The 3,978-nt window shown below is 75.1% G+C and carries 3 protein-coding genes; all 3 read left to right on the forward strand.

Going from position 1 to position 3,978, the window contains the following annotated elements; translation table 11 throughout:
- The first annotated feature begins 538 nt into the window (after nucleotides 1–538).
- Entirely contained in the window at nucleotides 539–1,393 is an 855-nt protein-coding gene (locus ABT106_RS31275) for an AfsR/SARP family transcriptional regulator (RefSeq protein WP_351284261.1), read from the forward strand.
- 299 nt (nucleotides 1,394–1,692) lie between these two features.
- Entirely contained in the window at nucleotides 1,693–2,604 is a 912-nt protein-coding gene (locus tag ABT106_RS31280; protein ID WP_351284263.1) for a ScbR family autoregulator-binding transcription factor, read from the forward strand.
- Nucleotides 2,605–3,332: 728 nt separating this feature from the next.
- Nucleotides 3,333–3,978, forward strand: a 646-nt coding sequence (locus ABT106_RS31285; RefSeq protein ID WP_351284265.1) for an AfsR/SARP family transcriptional regulator, incomplete at its 3' end; no start/stop codon positions are given.

Consider the following 3,978-nt stretch of genomic DNA (forward strand, 5'->3'; position numbering starts at 1 on the left):
CGAGCGAACCCCTGGCGAGCGGCGCGAGGGCCCGGATGCGTTCGTGCCGTTCCTGCCCTACTGCCGCCAACGCCGCGGATCGCGTGTCTGCGCCGCTGCCGGGCCGGCGTCCCGGGGTGTCCGGGTTCCTGCCGCCGCCGTGCCGGCGTCCCGGGGCTTCGGGGGCGGCCCGCGGCGCCCGGTCTGCTGTTGGCGTGGGTCTTCCGCCGTGGCCCCGTGCGGCCGGCCCGGCCCCGCCCGCCGGGTGCGGGCGTTCGTCCCGCCGGGAGGTGGGTGCCGCGACCTCGGAGAACAGACCATGTGGTCTCTTTGTGGTGGGGGTTGAGGTGGTTCCCCTGTCCGCATTGAGGGGGCGTCGAGGGGGTCTGGCCGCCCGGCCGCCGGCCGGACTGCGGTGAACTCGCAGCTCAGGGAGCGTACTTGAGTGGCAGTGGCGTACCGCTGGTCTCCAAAACAGCACGACCGGTTTGATATTGACAAACCGTCGGTCCTGTTTTCTACTGGCGGTGCGACTCATCCAAGGACAGGGGAGTACGGCGTGGACATCGATGTACTGGGCGCGTTGGCTGTGCGGGAGAACGGACTCTCCATCACGCCGACCGCCCCCAAGCCCCGGCAGGTCCTGGCCCTCCTGGCCCTCCATGCCGATCAGGTGGTACCCGTGTCGGCCCTGATAGAGGAGCTGTGGGCGGGGGAACCGCCGCGCAGTGCCCGTACGACGCTCCAGACGTACGTCCTTCAGTTACGTGCCCTCATCGCGACCGCCCTAGAACACGGCCCGGCCGGCGCCGGACCCGACGCTCCGGCGCGGACCGCGAAGGACGTCCTGGTCACCCTCCCGGGCGGCTACCTCCTCAGCAGCGGCGGCGGGACCCTGGACGTGCGGGAGTTCGACCGGCTCGCCGGTACCGGCTACCGGGCCATGGACGCCGGGGACTTCGCCGGCGCGGCCCGGCTGCTGCGAGAGGCGCTGGCCCTGTGGTCCGGGCCCGCCTTCGCCGACGTCACCGGCGGGGTCCAGCTCGACATGGAGACCCGGCGGCTGGAGGAGACGCGCCTGTGCGCCCTGGACCAGCGCATCGAGGCCGACCTGCGGCTGGGCCGGCACCGCGAGCTCCTGGCCGAACTGACGGTCCTGGCCAGCCGCTACCGCACCCACGAGAACCTGCACGGGCAGTTCATGCTCGCCCTGCACCGCTCGGGCCGCCGCGGCGAGGCCCTGGACGTGTACCAGCGGCTGCGCGGCACGCTCGTGCGGGAACTGGGTCTGGAGCCGTCGGTGGCACTGCGCCGCCTGCAGCGCTCCATCCTGATGGCGGGCCCCGAAAGCCTCACCGAGACCGGGTCCGGGTCCGTGGCGGATTCCGGGGGCGAGCGGCTCGTACGGGTCTGAAGCCCCACGGCCCAGAACCCACGCCCAGAACCTACGCCCAGAACCCACGGCCACGGCCCACGGCCCACGGCCCACGGCCAGGGCCGGGGCCGGGGGCCACGGTCAGGGTCAGGGGCAGGGCGGCCCACGGTCAGGGTCAGGGTCAGGGGCGGGGTCAGGTCGGCCCACGGCCGGGGGCGGGGTCAGGTCGGCCCACGGCCAGGGGCGGGGTCAGGGGCGGGGTCCGGTGTCAGGGGCCCTGGAGGCCGCGGGGCCCGCGGGGTCCCGGGGCGCTGTCGGTGGTGAGAGGAGACGGCTCGGTGCAGGAAAGGTCGGAGCGGACCCGTAGGCGGCTGGTCTACGCCGGGGCCGAGATGTTCCACCGCAACGGCTACGCCAACGCGACGCTGGGAGAGATCGCGAGCGCGGCCGGGGTGACGAAAGGGGCGCTGTACTTCCACTTCGCCTCCAAGGACGAACTCGCCGAAGCCGTGCAGCAGCGCGGGTGTGCGCTGCTGCACGACTCCGTACGGGCCCTGCGCGAGGCCGGGACGCCGCCGCTGCAGGCACTGATCGACACCACGCACTGGCTGGCGTGGACGCTCCACGCGGACCCGGCCGTCGCGGCGAGCTTCCGGATCACCAAGGAATGCGGCCCGCCGACCCGGGGACCGGCCGGCACCCGGCCCGCCGTGGTCGACTTCCACGCCGCGTGGATCTCCGCCGTCTCCACCCTGCTGCGTCTGGCACGCGACGCGGGCGAGCTCCGCGCCCAGGGCCGCGCCTGGGACAGCGCGCAGGCACTGGTGGTCGCCGCCGCGTGCGGGATCGAGGTCATGTCCGGCACCGGAATGCCCTACGGGGAACTCCAGCGGAAGGTGACGGCCCTGTGGGCCCTGCTGCTGCCCGCCCTCGTGGCCGAGGACAGGGCACGGGAGTACCGGACACAGGCCGCGGCCGTCATGGGAAGCGAACACACCACCGGCCCGGAACACCTCACGGGTACCCGGCACACCACCGGCCCGGAACGGACCGCGGGCACAGGGCACCCCGCGGACCCCGGCCCCGCCGGCCGGACCGCCCCGCCCCCGTCCCGTGAACCCGCCCGGCCCCCCGGCAGCAGCAACAGCGACAGCGACAGCGACGGTGGCGGCAGTGCCGTCCGGGACGGTACCGGGGACGCGGGCCGCGACGGTGCACGGGACGCGGAGACCGTGCGGAGCAGCCGGTGAGCGGTGAGCGGTGACCGTGAGCGGTAAGGCCGTGGTGCCGCTGTGGGCGGCACCCCTGGGCAGCGCCGGCCCGGGCGCCCGCCCGCGCCCTGTCACCGGCACCCCGGCGGCCGGCGCGAACGCCGCGCCCCCGCCCGGCGCCCCGGCCCCCGGGAACACACCGCCCCAGGACACCGCGACGGCCGCTCCCGCACCCACACCCGCACCCGCCGCCGCCCCGGCCACACCCCGGTAGCCTCCCGGCACCACCCCACCCCACCCCCCCGAGAAACGTTCCCCCTCCTCGCGGCCCGGACCGGGACACCAGCACGTCCCCGCACACCCGCCCCACCGCACACCCGCCGCGCCCCGCCTTCGCGCCGGCCGTGCCCGCCCGTACCGCCGTGGCCCCGTACCGCGGTACCGCGGTGGCTCCCGCGGCTTGTCCGTCCGTGCCGGTGCGGGCCCGCGGGGGCGGGGCCACGGCGGTACGGTGCGGGGCCGGGGTACCGCGGCCGGCGGGACCGTACCGGGGGCCGGGCCGTGGAGGCGGGCTCGAAGGGGGCTCGAGGATCCGGTGACACCGGCCGGGGCTCGCTACCGTGCCCGGACCGAACGCACACACCGAACGCGGACAGCGAACGCGGACAGCGAACGCGGACAGCGAACGCGGGCAGCGGGCGCGGGCAGCGGGCGCGGGTGCCGGGTGCCCGGCGACGAGGGGAACGCGACGACTTGCGGAGGAGACCGTGAAGATACAGGTGCTGGGTCCGTTGAGTGCCGAGGTCAACGGGGGTTCGATCGTTCCGAGTGCCCGTAAGCCGCGGCAGATCCTCACCCTCCTCGCGCTGTACCCGGGGCGGGTGGTGCCGGTGCCCACCCTGATGGAGGAGATCTGGGGCACCGGCCTGCCGCAGAGCGCGCTGACGACCCTGCAGACGTACATCCTCCAGCTCCGCCGGCGTCTGGGCACCGCGATGGGCCCGGGCGGGCCCGGCGGCGTGAAGGAGGTCCTGGCGACCCGGCACGGCGGCTATCTGCTGCAGATCCCGCCGGAGTCGGTGGACGTGTACGAGTACGAGCGTCTGGTCGTGCGGGGCCACGACCTGGTGGAGCGGGGTGACGACGAGGGCGCGGCGGCGGCGCTGCGCGGGGCGCTCGCGCTGTGGCAGGGGCCGGCGCTGGTGGACGTGCGCCTGGGTCCGGTCCTGGAGATCGAGGTGATGCGGCTGCGGGAGAGCCGCCTGGTGACGGTGGAGCGGCGCATCGACGCCGATCTGCGGCTGGGCCGGCACAGTGGACTCCTGGCCGAACTCGCCGACCTGACGGCCCGCCACCCCCAGCACGAGGGCCTGCACTCACAGATCATGGTGGCCCTCTACCGTGCCGGACGCC

It is taken from the genome of Streptomyces sp. NPDC002044 (assembly GCF_040296725.1).
In the GTDB taxonomy this organism is placed as follows: domain Bacteria; phylum Actinomycetota; class Actinomycetes; order Streptomycetales; family Streptomycetaceae; genus Streptomyces; species Streptomyces antarcticus.